The following is a 20,086-nucleotide window of genomic DNA, read 5'->3' on the forward strand; positions in this document are numbered from 1 at the left end:
CACCCCGCACCGCCCGTTCGCGCCACCGCCGCGCGCATCGCGCGCCGCGGTTCGTTCATCCAGCGCTCAGTGCGCCTTCTTCTGGATGAACTCGATCTTGTAGCCGTCCGGATCCTCGACGAACGCGATCACGGTCGTGCCGTGCTTCATCGGGCCCGCTTCGCGCGTGACCTTGCCGCCTTGCGCCTTGATCTTCTCGCACGCCGCGTAGGCATCTTCCACCGCCACCGCCAGGTGGCCGAAGCCGTTGCCGAGATCGTAGGACGGCGTGTCCCAGTTGTGGGTGAGCTCGATCACGGTGCCCGTGCTTTCGTCTTCGTAGCCGACGAACGCGAGCGTGAACTTGCCTTCCGGATAATCCTCGCGACGCAGCAGCTTCATGCCGAGCAATTCGGTGTAGAACTTGATCGAGCGGTCGAGATCGCCGACTCGCAGCATCGTATGCAGCAAACGCATGTCTTGTACTCCTGTGGGGGCCTTTCCAGAACCGGAAACTCTACCAGAGACGGGTGAACTTCGCCGGGGACGCCCGGCCGGCAGTGACCGACACGGCGCATCGGTTCGATATACGCGAGCGCGATCGCCGCAGCGACAAACAGCACAACCTGGCTCACCCCTCCTCCCCCGCCGATCGGGTAACATCCCTCCACTTCGCACCAAAAGCGGGCATACGGCCCGCGCCTCGAACGCGACCACCTTCCCATTCAGCCACACTGCCGTGCGAAACCGCCCCTTCGAGCGCGCCGGGCGCGCCGCCCACCCGACCTCGCGGCCGCCGTGCCGGACCGGCGAGGCGCGCCGATGACCGCACTCGCCGCCGCCCCCGTGCGCCGCGCGCTCGACACGCGCGCCGTCGGCCTGATGCTGCTGCTATGCGCGATCTGGGGCTTCCAGCAGGTCGCGATCAAGAGCACCAACGCCGCGATCGCGCCGATGTTCCAGGCCGGGCTGCGCTCGGTGATCGCCGCGATGCTGCTGTGGGGCTGGACCCGCGCGCGCGGCACGCCGCTGTTCCAGGCAGACGGCACGTTCCGCGCGGGCCTCGCGGCCGGTACGCTGTTCGCCGGCGAATTCGTCTGTGTGTTCTTCGGGCTGACGCTGACGAGCGCGTCGCACATGGCGATCTTCCTGTACACGGCACCGTGCTTCACCGCGCTCGGGCTGCACCTGTTCGCGCCGGGCGAACGGCTGCAGCGCACGCAGTGGGTCGGCGTCGGCCTCGCGTTCGCCGGCATCGCGCTCGCGTTCGCGGACGGCTTCCTGAAGCCGCGCGCGCCCGGCGCATCCGTGCTGGCGGGGCTGGCCGGCGACGCGCTCGGCATTCTCGGCGGCGCGATGTGGGCCGCGACGACGGTCGTCGTCCGCTCGACGGCGCTCGCGCGGGCAAGCGCGAGCAAGACGCTGTTCTACCAGCTCGCGGTATCCGCCGTCGTGCTGGTCGCGCTCGCCGCGCTGTTCGGCCAGGTATCGTTCGCGCACGTCACGCCGGTCGCGGTGGCGAGCCTCGCGTACCAGTCGGTGATCGTCGCGTTCGTCAGCTACCTGTCGTGGTTCTGGCTGCTGACGCGCTACAGCGCGTCGCGGCTGTCCGTGTTCACGTTCCTGTCGCCGCTGTTCGGCGTCGCATTCGGCGTGTTGCTGCTCGGCGAATCGGTCGGCTGGCGCTTCATGTCCGCGGCCGCGCTCGTGCTGACCGGCATCGCGCTCGTCAACGCGCCGCCGCGCAAGCGGGCGTGACGGCGGGCGCCGGTCGACCCCGGCGTGCGAAAGGCACGCACGCATTAAAAAAGGCTGCCCCGTCGGGCAGCCTTGTCGAACCCTCCGCTCCGGCTCGGGCGACGTGCGTTACCCGGCCTTGCGCACCGCCGCGAGCGCCTGCGCAACGCCGACGTATTCGGCCACGCTCACGTCCTCCGCACGGCGCGCGAGATCGAAGCCGAGCGCATCGAAATCGATCGTCTCGCGGTAGTCGCCGAGCGTATTGCGCAGCATCTTGCGACGCTGCGAAAACGCGGCGGTGACGATTTCGCCAAGCAGCACGGGATCGACGTCCGGCAGCTCGTGCGGCTCGTACGGAATCATCCGGACGATCGCCGAATCGACCTTCGGCGGCGGCTGGAACGATTCCGGCGGCACGTCGAGCATCTTTTCCATCACGTAGCGGTACTGCAGCATCACCGACAGCCGCGAGAACGCCTTCGTGCCCGGCTCCGCGACCATCCGTTCGACGACTTCGTTCTGCAGCATGAAATGCTGGTCGATGACCGCATCGGCGAACGTCATCAGGTGAAACAGCAACGGACTGGAAATGTTGTACGGCAGGTTGCCGACGATCCGCAGCGACGGCTTGTCGCCGGGCGCCGCGAGCGACCGGAAGTCGAACGCGAGCGCGTCGCCCGCGTGCAGCTCGAGCAGCGCGCCGAAGCGCTGTTGCAGGCGTCCGATCAAATCGCGGTCGAGCTCGACCGCATGCAGCGGCGCCTCGGGCGTCGCGAGACGCTCGATCAGCGGCCCGGTCAGCGCGCCGAGCCCGGGGCCGATCTCGACCATGCGCTGGCCGCGCGCGGGGCCGATCGTCGACACGATCGAGTCGATCACGCCGTGATCGACGAGGAAGTTCTGCCCGAAGCGCTTGCGCGCGAAGTGGCCTTGATGCTGTCTGCTGTTCGACATCGACTGAGTAAAACGAAAAATACGACGAATGGGTGAGGTCAGGCCGCGTCAGGCGGCGCGGCGATGGCGCGCCATCGTGACGGCCGTGTCGAGCGCGGCAATCATGCTGCCCGGATCCGCGCGGCCCGTGCCGGCCAGATCGAGCGCGGTGCCGTGATCGACCGACGTACGGATGATCGGCAGCCCGAGCGTCACGTTGATGCCCTCGCCGAACGTCGCATACTTCAGCACGGGCAAACCCTGGTCATGGAACATCGCGAGCACGCAATCGGCGTCCGCGAGATGGCGCGGCTGGAACAGCGTGTCGGCCGGATACGGGCCGCGCGCGTCGATGCCCTGCGCTTGCGCGCGGGCCAGCGCCGGCGAGATCACGTCGATTTCCTCGCGGCCGAGATAACCGTTCTCGCCCGCGTGCGGGTTGAGCCCTGTCACGAGGATGCGCGGCGCGGCGAGACCGAAGTCGCGCCGCAGGTCGCGATCGATGATCGCGAGCGTCTCGACGAGCCCGTCGATCGTCAGCGCGGCCGACACGTCCTTCAGCGGCAGGTGCGTCGTCGCGAGCGCGACGCGCAGCGGCTTGTCGCCGGTGCCCGCCAGCATCATCACGACACGCGGCGTATGCGTGCGTTCCGCCAGGTATTCGGTATGGCCGGTGAACGGCACGCCCGCATCGTTGATCGTGCTCTTCTGCAGCGGCGCGGTAACGATCGCGTCGTACCGGCCTGCCAGGGCGCCGTCGATCGCCGCGTCGAGCAGCCCGAGCACGTACCGGCCGTTCGCCGCGTCGAGCTTGCCCGCCTGAGCGGGAACGGCGAGCGCGCAATGCGCGACCGACACCTGCCCGCCGCCGGCAAGCGTGGTGCGGTCGGCGCCGACAGCTGCCGCACGCGTGTCGAGCAGCGCCGCATCGCCGAGCACGGTGAAATGCGCATCGGGCCAGCGCTGCGCGGCGTCACGCAGCGCCTGCACGGTCAGCTCCGGGCCGACTCCCGCGGGTTCGCCAGTCGTGATCGCGATCTGCAGCGCGGGCGTGGTCATCCGAAGCTCGCTCAGTTCGCCGGACCGGCGCCGCCGATCTTGTACTGAACGTACGACGAATCGCGCAGCTCGCGCAGCCAGTCGGCATATGCCTGCTCGGCCTTGCGCTGGCCGATCGCCTGACGCGCGATGTCCATCTGCTGCTGCACCGAGCCTTCCGCGTCGCGGCGGTTCAGCACCTGGATCAGGTGGTAGCCGTATTCGGTACGAATCGGCTGGCTGATCTGGCCGTCCTGCAAGTTGTTCATCGCACGCTCGAATTCCGGCACGGTCTCGCCCGGGCTGATCCAGCCGAGATCGCCGCCCTGCGACGCCGACCCGTCCTGCGAGTAGGTACGCGCGAACTTCGCGAAATCGCCACCGGCCTCGACCTGCTTGCGGATGTCGACCAGTTGCTGGCGCGCCTGGCCTTCCGACTTGCCTTCGCCCACGCGCAGCAGGATGTGGCGCACGTGCGTCTGGACGATCTTCGGCGCCGCGGCCGTCGCGCCCTGGCTCTGGCGGCGGTCGACGAGACGCACGATCTCGAAGCCGTCCGGCACGCGGATCAGCGTCGGGTTGACCTCGCCCGGGCGCAGCTTCGAGGCGGCATCGACGACTTCGGCCGGCAGCGTGCTCGGCGCCTTGAAGCCGAGATCACCGCCCTTCTTCGCGTCGTTCGCTTCCGAATTGTTCTTTGCGAGCCGCTCGAAATCGGCGCCCGACTTCGCCTGCTGCAGCAGCGCTTCGGCCTTCTTCTGCGCGACGTCGATGTCGGCCTGCGGCGCGTTGGTCGGCGCCTTGATGAAGATGTGCTGGAAGCGCAGGTCCTGCTGCTGGGCCGCGTTCGGCCCGCGCTGGCTCGCGATGTAGTTCGCGACTTCGGCGTCCGACACGGTGATCTTGCCGTCGACCTCGCGCTCGCGCAGCTTCGACAGCATCAGCTCGGTACGCGCATCGCTCGTGAAGATGCTCCACGGCACGCCTTGCGCCTCGAGACGCGCGCGGTACTGGTCGAGCGTCATCCCGTTCGCTTGCGCGAGACGCTGCAGCGTGGACTGCACGGTCGCGTCGTCGATGCGGATCCCGTCGTCCTTGGCCTTCTGCACCTGGATCCGCTCGAGCACCATCTGGTTCAGCACCTGTGCGCGCAACTGGTCGTCAGGCGGCACCGGCGCGTTCTGCTGCTGCAGCCGGCGCGCGATCAGGCCGGCGCGCTGGTCGAGTTCGCGGCCCGTGATCACGTCGTTGTTGACGACCGCGACGACTTCGTCGGCGAGCTGCGCACCTTGCGAACCGAGCGCCTGCGCCGCGGCCGGCGCGGCGGCGAGCAGCACGGCGGACGCGGCGAGGCTGGACACGACTGCCGCGAAACGAAGGTTTTTCTTCATTGCCACTGAAACTCCATTGAAATCGTGCTGACCGGTGCAGACAAGCCGGCGTTACTCGTAGTTGCTGAAGCGAGACATCGGCGGCGGCGGCGACGGTAACGGCGTGTAGCCAGCCACCCCGGCGCGGAATGCGGACACGAGGCCGTTGTCGATGGTCGACAACCCCTTGAGCGTGAGCTGCATCATGAAACGCGTCGACGAACTCTGCTGTCCCGACGAATTGATGCCGTTCGCAGCCCGCTGCACGCCGACCCCGAGCGCCCAGCAATCCGCGTCGTATTGTAAGCCGAGCAGACCATCGACCACGCGATCGCCGGCGAGATCGTAGTTGAAGCGGCCGATCGCATACAGGCGGCGCGTGAGCGGCCATTGCGCGGACACCAGGAACTGGTTGATCGGCAGACCGTTGAGCGTGGGGGTCGCGCGCGTATAGCGGTAGCCGACGTTGATCACGCGGCGCTCGCCCGGGCTGTAACCGAAACCGATGCTCGACTTCGCGAGCTGGTTGTTGTTCTGGTTGTACTGGAACGCCGTCTCCGACATGAAGCCCGAGCCAAGCTTCAGCGAGGCGCCGACGATCAGGTCCGAGTGGCGCGCCTGCGCGGCGGTCTGGCCGGAATTCAGCGTGACGCGCTGATCGGCGAAGTAGTACTGCTGCGCGATCACGAAACGCGCACGCTCGTCGCCGGTGCGCGGGTCGATGAAGCGCGACGTGAGGCCGGCCGTGATCCGGTTCGCATCGGCGATCCGGTCGTTGCCGACGAACGTGTTCGGCTGGTAGATCTCCGCGAGGCCGAAGTCCGATTCCGCAGTGTCGAACAGCGGCGCGTTCGACTGGTCGCGGTACGGTGTGTACACGTAGTACAGGCGCGGCTCGAGGGTCTGGATGAAGTCCTGGCCGAACAGGTGAACCGAGCGGTCGAAGATCAGGCCCGTATCGAAGCTCACGGTCGGGATCGACTCGGTGAAGCGCTTCGGGCTGTTCGGCGTTTTCGACGACAGGTAGTTCAGGTCGTACGACGCGAAGTGGTACTGGACCTTCGGCACGACGAAGTAGCCGGGGCCGTACACGCCATACGCGATGTACGGGTTGAAGACGATCCGGTCGCCTTCGGTCGCATCGGCCGTCGTGATGCGGAACCGCGAATAGTCGGCTTCCGCACCGTAGTCGAAGCCGCCGACGTTGTACTTCGCGTACTTCACGTTCAACTGCGGCTCGCGGCTGTACGGCGCGGTCGACTGTGGCAGCGTCTGCCAGTGCTGGTAGCGCGCGAGCACCGACCACGGGCCGTTGTTATACGTGAGGCCCGCTTCCTGCTGGTACAGCGTCTGCGTCCCGTTGATGAACTGGTTCGACGAACCGAGATCTTCGGGATAGGTGTTGTCCGAGACCTTGTTGTAGTAGACGTAGCCGCCGAAACCGCCGCCGAAGTTCTGCTGGTGCTGCCAGTAGATCGCGTAGCGGTTGCGGTGCGCGAGCCGGTCATCCGGCAGGTAATTGGCCGTAAACGTGCCCGAATACGACGGCGACAGGTAGCGGAACGTCGCCTCGGCCATCACGCCGCGCCGCGAGATGATGCGCGGCGTGAGCGTCAGGTCGCGGTTCGGCGCGATGTTGAAGTAGTACGGCAGCGTCAGCTCGAACCCGTTGCTCGAGTTCACCGAGAACGTCGGCGGCAGCAGGCCGCTGCGCCGCTCGCCCGACAGCGGGAACGTCATCCACGGGCTCGCGAAGATCGGCACGCCCTGGAAGAACAGCACGCTGTTGCGCACGGAGCCTTCGTCGGCACCCGTATCGAAGTCGAAGCGGCTGCCCTTGATGTACCACGCGGGGTTCGTCGAGCACTGGCACGCGGTGTAGGTGCCGTTGAAGAACACCGAGCGCTCGTTGTCGAGCATGTCGGCGCGCTCCGCGCTGCCCGACCCGCCCGTCATGTTGAAGTGATACTTCGGCGCCGTCATGAAACCCTGGTTCGCCTCGATCTTCAGATGCGCCTCGGGGCCGACGAACGACGTGCCGGAATTGAATACCCTGACCTGGCCGTACGCATCGGCCATGTCGGTATCCTGATCGTAGTGGATCGCGTCGGCCTTCACGATGGCCTCACCGCGCCGCAGTTCGGCCGAACCCTTCGCGGCAAGATCCTGCTCGGCCGTGCCGCTCGTGTGGTCGGCGATCACGAAGGCGGCCGGCTTCGCGCCGTCCTTCAGCGGATGATCCTCGAGTTGGGGTGCGAGACGCAGATCCCACGGCGAGTCGAGCGGCTGCGGCTGAGCGGCCGCACCCGACAGCTGCGCGTACGACACGGCCGGCACGAGGCCGGGCACGGCCAGGAGCGCGAGCGCGAGCCGCCGTTTGCGCGGCGCCCCGTCACCGGGGAAAACATTCGGGAATAGCGGTTTGGGCGGCATCTATCGTTTGGCGAATCGCCCCTTGTCAACCGCGCCTTCACGCACGGCGGGCCGCGCCGTCGAACCGCGACTGCGGCTGAGCGCAAACCGGGGAGGCGATCGGGCGGACGGCGCGACAGGCGGCGGGCCTGCACGGCGGAAGCTGACGCGGGGCGCGTCAAAAAAGTCGTGGGGTATTATATGGCAAGACGTTCTCCCCTCCCCCGAGTTTCATGACGCCCCCATCCGCCGCATCCCAGCCCGACGCCCGCCTCGAAGCGCTCACCGCGTGGCTGCACCCGCTCGCCGAGCGCTACGCCCTCGACCTGTCGACCCTCGCGCCGGCGTCGTCGGACGCCAGTTTCCGCCGTTATTTCCGTGTTGCATCGGCCACGAGCCCCGGCGGCACGCTGATCGCCGTCGACGCGCCGCCGCCCGAGAAGTGCCGCGAATTCGTCCAGGTCGCGCAATTGCTCGCCGCGGCCGGCGATCACGTGCCGGACGTGCTGGCCCACGATTTCGACGCGGGCTTCATGCTCGTGACGGACCTCGGCCGCACGTCGTACATCTCGGTGCTCGATCCGGCCGACCCGGCCGCCGCGAAGCCGCTGATGCGCGACGCGCTCGACGCGCTGATCCGCTTCCAGCTCACGTCGAAGCCCGACGTGCTGCCGCCGTTCGACGAGGCGTTCCTGCGCCGCGAAATGGAGTTGATGCCCGAGTGGTACGTCGGCCGCCACCTCGGCAAGCCCGTCACCGATGCGATGCGCGGCACGCTCGACCGCACCTTCGCGCTGCTGGTCGCCAGCGCGCACGCGCAGCCGCAGGGTTTCATGCTGCGCGACTTCATGCCGCGCAACCTGATGGTCTGCGAGCCGAACCCGGGCGTGCTCGACTTCCAGGACGCCGTCTACGGGCCGCTGACGTACGACGTCGTGTCGCTGCTGCGCGACGCGTTCATCAGTTGGGACGAGGAGTTCGAGCTCGACTGCTTCGCGTACTACTGGGAAAAGGCGAAAAAGGCCGGCCTGCCGGTCGACCCCGATTTCGGCGAGTTCTTCCGCCAGCTCGAATGGATGGGCCTGCAGCGCCACATCAAGGTTCTCGGCCTGTTCGCACGCATCAATTACCGCGACGGCAAGCCGCACTACCTGAACGACCTGCCGCGCTTCATTACGTATGCGCGCAAGGTCGCGCTGCGCTACCGCCCGCTCGTGCCGTTCGCGAAGCTGCTCGACGAGCTCGAGGGCAACGCACCGGCCGACGTCGGCTATACGTTCTGACCGTCCCGACCGACCCGACACCCAGCCGAACATGAGCGACACCCTGACCACGGCGATGATCTTCGCCGCCGGGCGCGGCGAACGGATGCGCCCGCTGACCGACACCCGCCCGAAGCCGCTGCTCGAAGCGGGCGGCAAGCCGCTGATCGTGTGGCAGATCGAAGCGCTCGCGCGTGCGGGCATCGAGACGATCGTGATCAACCACGCATGGCTCGGCGAGCGGATCGAGGCCGCGCTCGGCGACGGTTCGCGCTGGGGCGTGCGGATTGCGTATTCGGCCGAGGGCGACGCGCTGGAGACCGCCGGCGGGATTGCGCAGGCGCTCCCGCTGCTGGAGCGCGACGGACGGTCGACGGTGTTCGTCGCGGTGGCCGGCGACGTGTTCGCCGAGTTCGATTACGGCAGGCTCGCCGTCCGTGCAGCACACATGTCGGCGCTCGACGCGCCCGCAATGCATCTCGTGATGGTGCCGAATCCGCCGTTCCATCCGTCCGGCGACTTCGTGCTCGGTGGCGACGGGCGCCTGTCGCTCGACGGCGGCGAGCGCGTTACGTTCGGCAGCATCGGCCTGTACGACTCGCGCATGTTCCGCGATCTCGCACCCGGCACGCGACGCGCACTGACGCCGTACTTCCGCGCGACGATCGAAGCCGGCCGCGCGAGCGGCGAACTGTACGAAGGCATCTGGGAGAACGTCGGCACGCCCGCGCAGCTCGGCGAGCTCGACGCGCGGCTGCGCGCCGCGGGCTGACCGAACGACGGACGGTCCGGCACGGCACCGCCCGCCCCCCCTTCCGGCAGACCGTCGCCTGCCTGCCGCGCGCCACGGCGCGCAGCCCCGCCGCTTACGCGGCCTCGGCCTCTTCGCCGCCCGCCGCCGCGCGCTGCTGCTGCAGCGCCCACATCTGGGCATACAGCCCGTCCGCGCGCACGAGTTCGTCGTGCGTGCCGCGCTCGACGATCCGCCCGTGATCCATCACCAGGATCTGCTGCGCGTGCACGACCGTCGACAGCCGGTGCGCGATCACGAGCGTCGTGCGATGCCGCGCGATCTGGTCGAGCTCGTGCTGGATCGCGCGTTCCGAGCGCGAATCGAGCGCCGACGTCGCCTCGTCGAACAGCAGGACCGGCGGATCCTTCAGCAGCGTGCGCGCGATCGCGACGCGCTGCTTCTCGCCGCCCGACAGCTTCAGCCCGCGCTCGCCGACCGGCGTGTCATAACCCTTCGGCAAGCTTTCGATGAAATCGTGGATGTGCGCGGCGCGCGCGGCCGCGACCACCTCGTCGCGAGTCGCGGTCGGCCGGCCGTACGCGATGTTGTAGTAGATCGAATCGTTGAACAGCACGGTGTCCTGCGGCACGATCCCGATCGATGCGCGCAGCGAGTCCTGCGTGACGTCGCGGATATCCTGGCCGTCGATCCGGATCGCGCCACCCGCCTGCCGGTCGAGATCGTAGAAGCGGAACAGCAGCCGCGACAGCGTCGACTTCCCGGAGCCGCTGTGGCCGACCACCGCGGTCGTCGTGCCCGCGTCGATCGTGAACGTCACGTCGTGCAGGATCTGCCGCGCCGGCTCGTACGCGAAGTTCACGTGCTCGAAGCGCACCTGTGCACCGGCCACCGTGAGCGGTCGCGCATCGGGCAAGTCCGCGACTTCCTTCGCGGACGACAGCAGCCCGAACATCCGGTCCATGTCGGTGAGGCTCTGCTTCAGCTCGCGATAGACGACGCCGAGAAAATTCAGCGGAATGTAGAGCTGCAGCATGAACGTGTTGATCAGCACGAGATCGCCGAGCGTCAGCTTGCCCGCGAGCACGCCCTGCGTCGCGCGCCACAGAATCAGCACGAGCCCCGTGCCGATGATCGCCTGCTGGCCGAAGTTCAGCACCGACAGCGAATTCTGCGAGCGGATCGCGGCCTTCCGGTAGCGCTTCAGGTTCTCGTCGTAGCGCTGCGCTTCCCACTCCTCGTTGCCGAAGTACTTCACCGTCTCGTAGTTGATCAGCGAATCGATCGCCCGCGAGTTCGCGCGCGAGTCGAGCTCGTTCATCGTGCGGCGGAAGTGCGTGCGCCAGTTGGTGACCTTCACGGTGAACACGATGTACGTGGCCAGCGCCGCGAACGTCACGTACGCGTAATAGGCCTCGTACTTGACCACGAAGAAACCGAGCACGAGCCCGACCTCGACGAGCGTCGGCAGGATGCTGTACAGCGAATAGGAAATCAGTTGCTGGATGCCGCGCGTGCCGCGCTCGATGTCGCGCGACATGCCGCCCGTCTGGCGTTCGAGATGGAAGCGCAGCGACAGCCCGTGCAGGTGCCTGAACACCTGCAGCGCGAGCTGGCGCACCGCGCTCTCGGTGACCTTCGAGAACAGGATCTCGCGCAGTTCGGTAAACAGCGACGTCGACAGCCGGACGAGCGCATACGCGATGACCAGCAGCCCGACGCCGCCCGCGAGCACGATGCCGGCCGACTGTTCGGCGCGGCCGAGCGCGGTGAGCTGCTGCACGGACGACAGGTGGTCGACGATGCGCTTCATCACGACCGGCACGCCAAGGTTGGCGACCTTCGCGCCGATCAGGCAGCCGAGCGCAAGCGCGACGCGCCATTTGTAGGTGGCCAGATACGGCAGCAGCGACCGGATGGTCTGCCAGTCGTTGCGGGGCCCGGTCGAAGCCGGCGCGGGCTCACCGGAAGCAGGAAATCGGCGCATGGGGGGAAGGATCGGCGGCTGGGCCGGACGCGTGCATCGGCGGCCGGCTCGCCCGCTTTCTCGTACAATTTGCGAACGTTGTATTGTCGCAGAAGCCGCTTCGCGCCGCTGCCGGCGGCCTCGCCGGCCAGCCTGCGCGCGGCGGCGTATTTATTACAGGATGAAAGCCCCCGCCATGACCGATTCGACCCTCGACCTCCCGCAAATGCAGCCCGCGCTGCGCGTCGTCCCGCAACCGCACGACGCGAACGTCCACGGCGACGTGTTCGGCGGCTGGATCATGTCGCAGGTCGACATCGCCGGCTCGATTCCCGCGAGCCAGCGCGCGAACGGCCGCGTCGCGACGGTCGCGGTCAACTCGTTCGTGTTCAAGCAGCCGGTGTTCGTCGGCGATCTGCTGAGCTTCTACGCGACCATCACGCGTACCGGCAACACGTCGATCACGGTCGACGTCGAGGTGTACGCGCAGCGCATGCGCCTGATGGGCGAAGTCGTGAAGGTCACCGAAGCGACGCTCACGTACGTCGCGACCGGCCCGGACCGCAAGCCGCGGCAACTGCCGCCGCTCTGACGGGCGAGCGCCGCGCCGCGGCGCGGCTGACGGCCACGTCAGTGCGTGGCCGTCAGCCCGAACTCCCGCATCGCGGGCAGGAAATCGTGATTCAGCTTCGGCTTGCGCGACAGCTTCACCAGCACGTAGCGCTGGAACGGCGCGAGCCGCTGCCACTGCGCGAGCGCAGGCGCCGACAGCCCGGCCAGCGCGCTCTGCTGCACGAGCGACTCCGGCACCGTATCGACGGCGCGCCAGGTCGGCCGCTCGTCCGGCTGGAACCATGACGGTTCCAGATCGGCATGCGTGCGCAGCATCTCGAACAGCGCATGATCGAAGTTGGGCTCGATCGCGGTGTCGTCGTCGGCCGGAAAGCGCGCGAGCAGCTTGCGGTCCTCGAGCGGCAGCAGTTGCCATTGCTCGAGTGAAATCCGCAAACCGAAACGGTCGAGGTTGAAACGCACGATCATCGGGATGTACGTGAAGTTTTCCGACGAATCGTGTTCGAAATTGAATAGCAACGGAGCGTCGCTGAGTCCCATGGTCGTTACCTGACTTGGCGGATGCCGGCGCGGCCGGCCTGCCTGAGGTATTTTAGAACCTCTGCACGCGGGCGGCGGACACGATTGTCGCCGGCCGCGCTTCGAATCAACGGGAGTGCTCGTGAATCCGACCAAGATCGATCAACCGCGCGACGAACCGCGCGACGAACCGGGCGCCGAACCGCGCGGCGCGATCGAACTGTCCGTGAGCCGCACGCGCGGCGGCACCGTCGAAACCGCGCACGACTACGTCGGCCAGGAATGGCCGGTCGCACTCGTCTTCAACGGCATCTCGCACGCGGTGATGATGTGTACGCCATGCGACCTCGAAGCGTTCGCGGTCGGTTTCGCGATCTCGGAAGGCATCGTCGCGCGCGGCAGCGACATCAAGGACATCGAGGTGATCCTGCATATCGACGCACCGCTGCCGCACGCGGAAGTGCACCTGGAAGTCGTCCAGCAGGCGTTCGCGGCGCTGAAGGACCGGCGCCGCGCGCTCGCGGGGCGCACCGGCTGCGGCGTGTGCGGGATCGAAAGCATCGATTTGCTCGACCTCGCGCCCGAACGCGTGCCCGACACGGGCTTTCTCACACGCCTCGCGCCCGACGCGCTGGCACACGCGGCGCAGGCGCTGCCGGCCCACCAGGCGCTCACGCAGCTCACGGGCGGCCTGCATGCGGCCGCGTGGTGCGACGCAACAGGCGCGATCCGGACGGCGTTCGAGGACGTCGGCCGCCACAACGCGCTGGACAAGCTGATCGGCTCGCTCGTGCTGTCGCGCGCCGACACGACCGACGGCTTCGTGTTCCTGTCGAGCCGCGCCAGCTACGAGCTCGTGCGCAAGGCCGCACGGGTCGGCATCCCGCTGGTCGCGACGATCTCCGCGCCGTCATCGCTCGCGATCGACATCGCGAAGGCGGCCGGTTTGCGGCTCGTCAGCTTCTGCCGCGAAACCGGCCACGTCGACTACGGCACGGCCTGATCGCAAGGGCGGGATCGCGCCGGTAAGCCACCGCCGGCGCGGCCTGCTCCGTCAGTCGAACTGACGGAAATCCGGCTTGCGCTTCTCGAAGAACGCCGTCATCGCCTCGCGTGCTTCCGGCGCGCGCAGCATCGCGGAGAAATGCCCCGCTTCCTCGGCCATCCGCGCGGCCGTCGCCACGCCGCCCGTATCCTTCAGCAGCGCCTTCGTCACGCGCAGCGACGACGCAGGCAGTGCCGCGAGCTTCGCCGCCTGCTTCGCCGCGAACGCGTCGAGCTCCGCAGCCGGCAGCACGCGGTTCACGATGCCGATCCGGTGCGCTTCCAGTGCATCGAACGCCTCGCCGAGCAGCAGCTTCTCCGCGGCGACCTGATGGCCGGCCAGGCGCGGCAGCAGCACGCTCGATGCGGCTTCCGGGCACAGCCCGAGCTGCGCGAACGGCAGCGAGAACATTGCGGTATCGGCCGCGTAGACCAGATCGCAGTGCAACAGCATCGTCACGCCGACGCCGACCGCGATGCCCGGCACCGCAGCGACGACGGGTTTCTGCGCACCGCTGATTCGCGCGAGAAACTGGAACACCGATGCGTTCTCGTCCTTCGGCGGCGCCTTCAGGAAATCCTCGAGATCGTTCCCCGCGCTGAAATTGCCGTCGCTGCCGCGCAGCAGGATCACGCGGACCGCCTTGTCTTCCTGCGCGTCGGCCAGTGCATCGGCCATCGTCTGGTACATCGCCGCCGTCAGCGCATTCTTCTTCGCCGGGCGCGCGATCGTGATCGTCATCACGCCTTCGGCGCGTTCCACTTGAATTTCGGACACAACCGTCTCCTTTGACTTGCCTCTACCGGAATGAAAAAACGGTGCGCGAGCTCGTGGCCCGCGCACCGTCGTCGCTATGGTCGCGTCCCGCTTACAGACGTTCGATGATGCCTGCGGCGCCCATGCCGGTGCCGACGCACATCGTGACCATGCCGTACTTCAGGTTGCGGCGGCGCAGGCCGTGCACGACGGTCGCCGCGCGGATCGCGCCGGTCGCGCCGAGCGGGTGGCCGAGCGCGATCGCGCCGCCCAGCGGGTTGACCTTCGACGGGTCGAGGCCGAGATCGCGGATCACCGCCAGCGATTGCGCGGCGAACGCCTCGTTCAGCTCGATCCAGTCGAGATCGTCCTGCTTCAGGCCCGCGGCCTTCAGCGCGGCGGGAATCGCTTCCTTCGGGCCGATGCCCATGATTTCCGGCGGCACGCCGCGCACCGCGAAGCTCACGAAGCGCGCGAGCGGCGTCAGGTTGAACGCCTTGAGCACCTTCTCCGACACGACCAGCAGCGCACCCGCGCCGTCCGACGTCTGCGAGCTGTTGCCGGCCGTGACCGAACCCTTGTTCGCGAACACCGCGCGCAGCTTCGCGAGGCCTTCGATCGACGTATCCGCACGCGGACCTTCGTCGAGCGCGATCTCGCGCGTCTTAACGTCGACTTCACCCGTTGCCAGGTTCGGGAAACGCTCGGTGAGCGTGTACGCGGCGATCTCGTCGTTGAACTCGCCAGCCTGCTGCGCGGCGAGCGCCTTGCGGTGCGACTCGACCGAGAACGCGTCCTGGTCTTCGCGGCTCACCTTCCACTGTTCGGCGACGCGCTCGGCCGTCAGGCCCATCCCGTACGCGATGCCGAAATCTTCGTTGCGATCGAAGATGTGCGGCGACATCGACGGCTTGTTGCCCATCATCGGCACCATGCTCATCGATTCGCAGCCGCCCGCGAACAGCGCATCCGACTCGCCGACGCGGATGCGGTCGGCCGCCATCGCGAGCGCGGTGATGCCCGACGCGCAGAAACGGTTGACCGTCACGCCGCCGACCGTCTGCGGCAGGCCCGCGAGCAGCGCGCCCATGCGCGCGACGTTCAGGCCCTGTTCGGCTTCCGGAATCGCGCAGCCGATGATCGCGTCTTCGATCAGCTTCGTGTCGAAGCCGGGCACCTGCGCGACCGCCGACTTGATCGCGTGGACCAGCAGCTCGTCCGGGCGCGTGTTCTTGAACACACCGCGCGGTGCCTTGCCGATCGGGGTGCGGCTGGCGGCGACGATGTATGCGTCTTGCAATTGTTTGCTCATTTCAAACTCCTGTTGGACGGAGCGGGTGCTTCGGCGCCCGCTTCGGTCCCATGCAAAGTTGTCCGCTCGCTCAGTTACGCACCGGCTTGCCGGTCTGCAACATGCCCATGATCCGTTCCTGCGTCTTCTGCGTACCGAGCAGCTCAACGAACGCACGGCGCTCCAGCGCGAGCAGCCACTGCTCGTCGACGAGGCTGCCGGCTTCGACGTCGCCGCCGCACACGGCTTCGGCGATGCGGCTCGCGATCAGGTAGTCGTGGTCGCTGATGAAACGGCCGTCACGCATGTTGACGAGCGATGCCTTGATCGTCGCGATGGCCGAGCGGCCCGCGACCGGCACGTCCTTCGCCCGCAGCGGTGCGCGGTAGCCGGTTGCGGCCAGCGCGCGCGCTTCCTTCTTCGCGGTATCGAGCAGTTCGAACACGTTGAAGATGATCGTGTCGGACGGCTTCAGGTAGCCCATCGCACGTGCGTCGTGCGCGGATGCCGACACCTTCGCCATCGCCGCGTTCTCGAACGACTTCGTCACGAACTTCAGGATGTCGGTGGTCGCGTTCGCGGCCGTTGCGGCTTCCGCCGCGCGCAGCGCCGCTTCCTTCAGGCCGCCGCCCGCCGGTACGAGGCCGACGCCCACTTCGACGAGACCGACGTAGCTTTCGACGTGCACGACACGCTTCGCGCTGTGCAGCATCAGCTCGCACCCGCCGCCGAGCGCGATGCCCGACACGGCCGCGACGACCGGCACGTTCGCGTACTTCACGCGCAGCATGCCTTCCTGGAATTTCTTCACGAACGGCTCGATGCCCTTCGCGCCGCCCATCATGAACGCGGGCATCGCCTCTTCGAGGTTCGCGCCGGCCGAGAACGGACCGCCCGGCGTGCCGAGCTTCAGCGACGTCGGCTGCCAGATCACCACGCCCTTGTAGTCCTTCTCCGCGAGCTCGATCGCCTGCACGAGGCCGTCGATCACGCTCGGTCCGATCGTGTTCATCTTCGACTTGAACGACACGATCACGACGTCGTCCTCGCCCGCACGGTCGTCGACCCATGCGCGCACCGCGTCGGTCTCGAACAGCGTCTTGCCGTAGGACTTCGGATCGGCACCCGCTTCGCCGAGCAGCGGCGCGCGGAATACCTGCTTGCCGTAGACCGCGAGGTCCGAACGCGGCACGAAGCGCTGCGCAGCCGGCGCCCACGAGCCTTCAGCCGTGTGCACGCCGCCCTTCTCGGCGACCGCGCCTTCGAGCACCCACGACGGCAGCGGCACGTTCGCGAGCGCCTTGCCGGCCGCGATGTCTTCCTGCACCCACTCGGCGACCTGCTTCCAGCCAGCAGCCTGCCAGCCTTCGAACGGGCCTTCGTTCCAGCCGAAGCCCCAGCGGATCGCGAGGTCGACGTCGCGCGCGTTGTCGGCGATCGACTCGAGATGCACGCCGATGTAATGGAACACATCGCGGAAGATCGACCACAGGAACTGCGCGTGCGGATGGTCCGTCTCGCGCAGCAGCTTCAGGCGCTCCGCCGGCGGACGCTTCAGGATGCGGCCGACGGTTTCGTCAGCCTTCGCGCCGGCGTCGACGTAGCTGCCCGTCTTCGCGTCGAGCACCTTGATCGCCTTGCCTTCCTTCTTGTAGAAACCGCCGCCCGTCTTCTGGCCGAGCGCGCCCTGCTTCACCAGTTCGGCGAGCACGGCAGGCGTCTGGTAGACCGGGAAGAACGGATCGTCGGCCAGGTTGTCCTGCATCGTCTTGATCACGTGCGCCATCGTGTCGAGGCCGACCACGTCCGCGGTGCGGAACGTCGCCGACTTCGCGCGGCCGAGGCGGCTGCCCGTCAGATCGTCGACTTCGTCGAAGCGCAGGCCGAACTTCGCAGCCTCGGTGATCACCGCGAGGATCGAGAAGATGCCGACGCGGTTCGCGATGAAGTTCGGCGTGTCCTTCGCGCGCACGACGCCCTTGCCGACGATGCTCGTCAGGAACGTCTCGAGCTGGTCGAGGATCTCCGGGCGCGTATGCGCGGTCGGGATCAGCTCGACGAGGTGCATGTAGCGCGGCGGGTTGAAGAAGTGCACGCCGCAGAAGCGCGACTTCAGCTCGTCCGAGAAACCTTCGGACAGCTTCGTGATCGACAGGCCCGACGTGTTGGTCGCGAAGATCGCGTTCGGTGCAATGTGCGGTGCGACCTTCTTGTACAGGTCGTGCTTCCAGTCCATCCGCTCGGCGATCGCCTCGATCACGACGTCGCACTCGGCGAGCTTCGCGATGTCGTCTTCGTAGTTGGCTGCCTCGAGGTACTTCGCGTCGTCCTTCACGCCGAACGGCGCGGGCGACAGCTTCTTCAGGTTCTCGATCGCCTTCAGTGCGATCGCGTTTTTCGGGCCTTCCTTGGCCGGCAGGTCGAACAGCAGCACCGGCACGCGCGCGTTGATGAGGTGCGCGGCGATCTGCGCGCCCATCACGCCGGCGCCCAGCACGGCGACCTTGCGAATCAGGAAATTGCTCACGGGATGTCTCCGGATAATGTCGTGCAGCGCGGGATGTGAGGGCTGCACAGCGTAGTGAGTACCAGGAACCGTTGCGTTCGGGCGGCACGCATCGCGCACCGCCCGGACTCGCGTCAGAACAGCGATTCGTCGACTTCCATCAGCGTCTTCGAGCCGGCGCGCGCGGCGCGGATCGTCGATGCCGTCTCGGGCAGCAGGCGCGCGAAGTAGAAGCGGGCCGTCGCGAGCTTCGACTTGTAGAACGGATCGCCCGACGCTTCGTTGTCGAGTGCGAGGCGCGCCATCCGCGCCCAGAAGTACGAGAACACCAGGTGGCCGACGGTGCGCAGGTACGGCACGGCGGCAGCGCCGACTTCGTCGGGGTTCTGCATCGCCTTCATGCCGATTTCCATCGTCAGCTTCTGCACCTTGTCGCCGATGTCGGCGAGCGGGTTGATGAACTCGGCCATTTCCGGCTTCACGCCTTCGGCTTCCGCGAATTCCGTGACGAGCTTGCCGAACTTCTTCAGCTTCGCGCCCATGTCGCCGAGCACCTTGCGGCCCAGCAAATCGAGCGACTGGATCGAGTTCGTGCCTTCGTAGATCATGTTGATCCGCGCGTCGCGCACGTACTGCTCCATGCCCCACTCGGAGATGAAGCCGTGGCCGCCGTAGATCTGCATCGCGTGGTTCGTGCACTCGAATGCGTTGTCGGTCAGGAACGCCTTGATGATCGGCGTAAGCAGCGCGACGAGGTCGGCCGCCTCCTTGCGCACCGTTTCATCGGCGTGCGACAGCTCCTTGTCGATCTGCAGCGCGGACCAGTACGTGAACGCGCGCGCGCCTTCCGCGTAGGCCTTCTGCGTGAGCAGCATGCGGCGCACGTCCGGGTGCACGATGATCGGGTCGGCCGGCTTGTCCGGTGCCTTCGGGCCCGTCAGCGAGCGCATCTGCAGACGCTCCTTCGCATACGTGAGCGAGTTCTGGTACGCGACTTCCGTGAGGCCGAGGCCCTGTGCGCCAACGCCGAGACGGGCCGCGTTCATCATCACGAACATCGCGTTCAAGCCCTTGTTCGGCTCGCCGACCATCCAGCCTTTCGCGTTGTCGAGGTTGATCACGCAAGTCGAATTGCCGTGGATGCCCATCTTGTGCTCGATCGAGCCGCACTTGACGCCGTTGCGCTCGCCCGGCGCGCCCGCTGCGTCGGGAATGAACTTCGGCACGATGAACAGCGAGATGCCCTTCGTGCCTTGCGGCGCTTCCGGCAGGCGCGCGAGCACGAGGTGGACGATGTTCTCCGCCATGTCGTGTTCGCCGCTCGAGATGAAGATCTTCGTGCCGCTGATCGAGTAGGAGCCGTCGCCGTTCGGTTCGGCCTTGGTGCGCAGGATGCCGAGGTCGGTGCCGCAGTGCGGCTCGGTCAGGCACATCGTGCCGGTCCATTCGCCCGTCACGAGCTTCGGCAGGTAGGCCTTCTGCAGTTCCGGCGCGCCGTGCGCGTGCAGGCATTCGTACGCGCCGTGCGACAGGCCGGGATACATCGTCCATGCCTGGTTCGCCGAATTCATCATTTCGTAGAGCGCGTTGTTCACGAACGCGGGCAGGCCCTGGCCGCCGTAGTCCGGATCGCAGCCGAGCGCCGGCCAGCCGGCCTCGACGTATTGCCGGTAGGCCTCCTTGAAGCCGGTCGGGGTCTTCACGACGCCGTCGCCTTCATACGTACAGCCTTCGCGGTCGCCGACCTGGTTCAGCGGGAACAGCACCTCGGAGCAGAACTTGCCCGCTTCTTCGAGGACCTGGTTGATCGTGTCGGCGTCGAGGTCCGCATGCTTGGGCATTTGCTTGACTTCGGCTTCGACGTTCAGAAGCTCGTGCAACACGAATTGCATGTCGCGCAGCGGCGCGGCGTACTGTCCCATGACTCTCTCCAAAGGTGGGCAAA

Annotated in this window: 16 protein-coding genes; 5 read left to right on the top strand and 11 right to left on the bottom strand. The window is 67.3% G+C overall.

The features are described from left to right. Positions 1-66 precede the first annotated feature (66 nt). Complete coding sequence (gene gloA, locus VL15_RS01545) at positions 67-456, bottom strand: lactoylglutathione lyase (RefSeq protein WP_031401084.1); 390 nt, start codon at positions 454-456, stop codon at positions 67-69. 345 nt (positions 457-801) lie between these two features. Between gloA and VL15_RS01550 the strand changes: the two genes are divergently transcribed. Beyond that, entirely contained in the window at positions 802-1,737 is a 936-nt protein-coding gene (locus VL15_RS01550) for a DMT family transporter (protein ID WP_048242720.1), read from the top strand. A 108-nt stretch (positions 1,738-1,845) separates the two neighbouring features. Here the strand turns inward: VL15_RS01550 and rsmA are convergent, their stop codons facing one another. The 4 genes from rsmA to VL15_RS01570 are packed head-to-tail and all read right to left on the bottom strand — an operon-like array spanning position 1,846 to position 7,493. Then, positions 1,846-2,673: a 16S rRNA (adenine(1518)-N(6)/adenine(1519)-N(6))-dimethyltransferase RsmA gene (gene rsmA / locus VL15_RS01555; RefSeq protein ID WP_048242721.1), complete on the bottom strand. Its 828-nt coding sequence runs from the start codon at positions 2,671-2,673 to the stop codon at positions 1,846-1,848. 48 nt (positions 2,674-2,721) lie between these two features. Then, entirely contained in the window at positions 2,722-3,711 is a 990-nt protein-coding gene (gene pdxA, locus VL15_RS01560) for a 4-hydroxythreonine-4-phosphate dehydrogenase PdxA (RefSeq protein ID WP_048242723.1), read from the bottom strand. A gap of 11 nt (positions 3,712-3,722) precedes the next feature. Beyond that, on the bottom strand, positions 3,723-5,081 hold the full coding sequence (locus tag VL15_RS01565) for a peptidylprolyl isomerase (RefSeq protein ID WP_048242724.1): 1,359 nt from the start codon (positions 5,079-5,081) through the stop codon (positions 3,723-3,725). A gap of 51 nt (positions 5,082-5,132) precedes the next feature. Further along, the gene (locus tag VL15_RS01570; RefSeq protein ID WP_048242725.1) at positions 5,133-7,493 is read right to left on the bottom strand and encodes an LPS-assembly protein LptD; all 2,361 of its coding nucleotides are present in this window, start codon (positions 7,491-7,493) and stop codon (positions 5,133-5,135) included. A gap of 212 nt (positions 7,494-7,705) precedes the next feature. Here VL15_RS01570 and VL15_RS01575 point away from each other — a divergent pair, with 212 nt between their 5' ends. Continuing rightward, positions 7,706-8,755 carry an aminoglycoside phosphotransferase family protein gene (locus VL15_RS01575; protein WP_048242727.1) on the top strand — a complete coding sequence of 350 codons (1,050 nt, stop codon included), beginning with the start codon at positions 7,706-7,708 and terminating at the stop codon, positions 8,753-8,755. Between the two features lie 31 nt (positions 8,756-8,786). Beyond that, on the top strand, positions 8,787-9,506 hold the full coding sequence (gene murU / locus VL15_RS01580; protein WP_048242728.1) for an N-acetylmuramate alpha-1-phosphate uridylyltransferase MurU: 720 nt from the start codon (positions 8,787-8,789) through the stop codon (positions 9,504-9,506). Between the two features lie 94 nt (positions 9,507-9,600). Here murU and VL15_RS01585 read toward each other — a convergent pair whose 3' ends face one another. Then, positions 9,601-11,472 (bottom strand): ABCB family ABC transporter ATP-binding protein/permease, encoded by a 1,872-nt coding sequence (locus tag VL15_RS01585; protein ID WP_048242729.1) that lies wholly within the window; start codon positions 11,470-11,472, stop codon positions 9,601-9,603. A gap of 175 nt (positions 11,473-11,647) precedes the next feature. Here VL15_RS01585 and VL15_RS01590 point away from each other — a divergent pair, with 175 nt between their 5' ends. After that, positions 11,648-12,043 (top strand): acyl-CoA thioesterase, encoded by a 396-nt coding sequence (locus VL15_RS01590; protein ID WP_048242730.1) that lies wholly within the window; start codon positions 11,648-11,650, stop codon positions 12,041-12,043. Positions 12,044-12,081: 38 nt separating this feature from the next. On the opposite strand, the gene VL15_RS01595 is transcribed toward VL15_RS01590, so the two are convergent. Beyond that, complete coding sequence (locus VL15_RS01595; RefSeq protein WP_048242731.1) at positions 12,082-12,564, bottom strand: nitrate reductase associated protein; 483 nt, start codon at positions 12,562-12,564, stop codon at positions 12,082-12,084. A gap of 115 nt (positions 12,565-12,679) precedes the next feature. On the opposite strand from VL15_RS01595, the gene fdhD reads away from it, so the two are divergent. Next, a complete protein-coding gene (fdhD, locus tag VL15_RS01600; RefSeq protein WP_419188647.1) occupies positions 12,680-13,546 on the top strand; it encodes a formate dehydrogenase accessory sulfurtransferase FdhD in 867 nt (288 codons plus the stop codon). Positions 13,547-13,597: 51 nt separating this feature from the next. Here fdhD and VL15_RS01605 read toward each other — a convergent pair whose 3' ends face one another. The 4 genes from VL15_RS01605 to VL15_RS01620 form a co-directional block, all read right to left on the bottom strand. Beyond that, the gene (locus VL15_RS01605; RefSeq protein ID WP_048242733.1) at positions 13,598-14,365 is read right to left on the bottom strand and encodes an enoyl-CoA hydratase; all 768 of its coding nucleotides are present in this window, start codon (positions 14,363-14,365) and stop codon (positions 13,598-13,600) included. A 91-nt stretch (positions 14,366-14,456) separates the two neighbouring features. Beyond that, positions 14,457-15,656, bottom strand: a complete 1,200-nt coding sequence (locus VL15_RS01610) for an acetyl-CoA C-acyltransferase (RefSeq protein ID WP_048242734.1) — start codon at positions 15,654-15,656, stop codon at positions 14,457-14,459. 70 nt (positions 15,657-15,726) lie between these two features. Continuing rightward, a complete protein-coding gene (locus VL15_RS01615; protein ID WP_048242735.1) occupies positions 15,727-18,162 on the bottom strand; it encodes a 3-hydroxyacyl-CoA dehydrogenase/enoyl-CoA hydratase family protein in 2,436 nt (811 codons plus the stop codon). 113 nt (positions 18,163-18,275) lie between these two features. Next, positions 18,276-20,063 (bottom strand): acyl-CoA dehydrogenase C-terminal domain-containing protein, encoded by a 1,788-nt coding sequence (locus VL15_RS01620; protein WP_048242736.1) that lies wholly within the window; start codon positions 20,061-20,063, stop codon positions 18,276-18,278. Positions 20,064-20,086: the final 23 nt, after the last annotated feature.

The sequence above is a fragment of the Burkholderia cepacia genome, assembly GCF_001039005.1.
GTDB classification, from domain to species: domain Bacteria; phylum Pseudomonadota; class Gammaproteobacteria; order Burkholderiales; family Burkholderiaceae; genus Burkholderia; species Burkholderia theae.

Excerpts from the sequence above, each read along its gene's own strand:
- VL15_RS01595 (WP_048242731.1), bottom strand. The coding sequence starts at position 12,564 with ATGGGACTCAGCGACGCTCCGTTGCTATTCAATTTCGAACACGATTCG.
- VL15_RS01620 (WP_048242736.1), bottom strand. The coding sequence starts at position 20,063 with ATGGGACAGTACGCCGCGCCGCTGCGCGACATGCAATTCGTGTTGCAC.
- rsmA (WP_048242721.1), bottom strand. The coding sequence starts at position 2,673 with ATGTCGAACAGCAGACAGCATCAAGGCCACTTCGCGCGCAAGCGCTTC.
- VL15_RS01575 (WP_048242727.1), top strand. The coding sequence starts at position 7,706 with ATGACGCCCCCATCCGCCGCATCCCAGCCCGACGCCCGCCTCGAAGCG.
- VL15_RS01610 (WP_048242734.1), bottom strand. The coding sequence starts at position 15,656 with ATGAGCAAACAATTGCAAGACGCATACATCGTCGCCGCCAGCCGCACC.
- VL15_RS01570 (WP_048242725.1), bottom strand. The coding sequence starts at position 7,493 with ATGCCGCCCAAACCGCTATTCCCGAATGTTTTCCCCGGTGACGGGGCG.
- VL15_RS01550 (WP_048242720.1), top strand. The coding sequence starts at position 802 with ATGACCGCACTCGCCGCCGCCCCCGTGCGCCGCGCGCTCGACACGCGC.
- pdxA (WP_048242723.1), bottom strand. The coding sequence starts at position 3,711 with ATGACCACGCCCGCGCTGCAGATCGCGATCACGACTGGCGAACCCGCG.
- VL15_RS01565 (WP_048242724.1), bottom strand. The coding sequence starts at position 5,081 with ATGAAGAAAAACCTTCGTTTCGCGGCAGTCGTGTCCAGCCTCGCCGCG.
- gloA (WP_031401084.1), bottom strand. The coding sequence starts at position 456 with ATGCGTTTGCTGCATACGATGCTGCGAGTCGGCGATCTCGACCGCTCG.
- VL15_RS01585 (WP_048242729.1), bottom strand. The coding sequence starts at position 11,472 with ATGCGCCGATTTCCTGCTTCCGGTGAGCCCGCGCCGGCTTCGACCGGG.
- VL15_RS01590 (WP_048242730.1), top strand. The coding sequence starts at position 11,648 with ATGACCGATTCGACCCTCGACCTCCCGCAAATGCAGCCCGCGCTGCGC.
- murU (WP_048242728.1), top strand. The coding sequence starts at position 8,787 with ATGAGCGACACCCTGACCACGGCGATGATCTTCGCCGCCGGGCGCGGC.